The sequence below is a fragment of the Marinobacter santoriniensis NKSG1 genome (assembly GCF_000347775.1).
Classification (GTDB): Bacteria; Pseudomonadota; Gammaproteobacteria; order Pseudomonadales; family Oleiphilaceae; genus Marinobacter; species Marinobacter santoriniensis.
The window spans coordinates 1-578 of the sequence record NZ_APAT01000012.1 but is presented as its reverse complement, the minus strand read 5'-3'; the positions used below and the strand labels follow the sequence as shown (position 1 = coordinate 578).

General features: G+C 50.2%; 2 tRNA genes. Both read right to left on the bottom strand.

Annotated features, from left to right (window positions below):
* Positions 1–252: 252 nt before the first annotated feature.
* Positions 253–328 (bottom strand) — tRNA-Ala (locus MSNKSG1_RS03825).
* Positions 329–452: 124 nt separating this feature from the next.
* Positions 453–529, bottom strand: a tRNA-Ile gene (locus MSNKSG1_RS03820).
* Between the last annotated feature and the right edge of the window lie 49 nt (positions 530–578).

Here is a 578-nt window from a genome sequence, read left to right as displayed (position 1 = left end):
AACAACTGGAGACAGTTCCTTGAAGCGATATAACAACCACTTCAACGACAACACCGGATAACGCTTGAAATCGCTATCACTTTGAACATCTTCCCTCGGAGATAATGAGAGAAGAATATTCGTGTTCTATCTCGTCCAATTTGTTAAAGAGCAAATCTGACCCAGTGATCAGAAAGGAAGGCTTCACATCAATGAAACATTCATTTCTGTACACTGACTTTCGTCAGGCAATCATCGATCTTTCAGGCTTTTTGGTGGAGCCAGGCGGGATCGAACCGCCGACCTCCTGCGTGCAAGGCAGGCGCTCTCCCAGCTGAGCTATGGCCCCTCGATCTTCCACACAAGCCAGGCCGATACGAACCTAAGCTCAAGAATTGTGTGGGTCTAGGCGCTTTCAAGCGTAGCGTGCGAGTAGCACGTGAGCTTGGAAGCAACGACGAGCCACGCAATTCTGGTGGGTCTGGGTGGACTTGAACCACCGACCTCACCCTTATCAGGGGTGCGCTCTAACCACCTGAGCTACAGACCCATTATCGCTTGATCTTGTTTCTCCTGGACTGCGTTGTAGCCTTACCAGT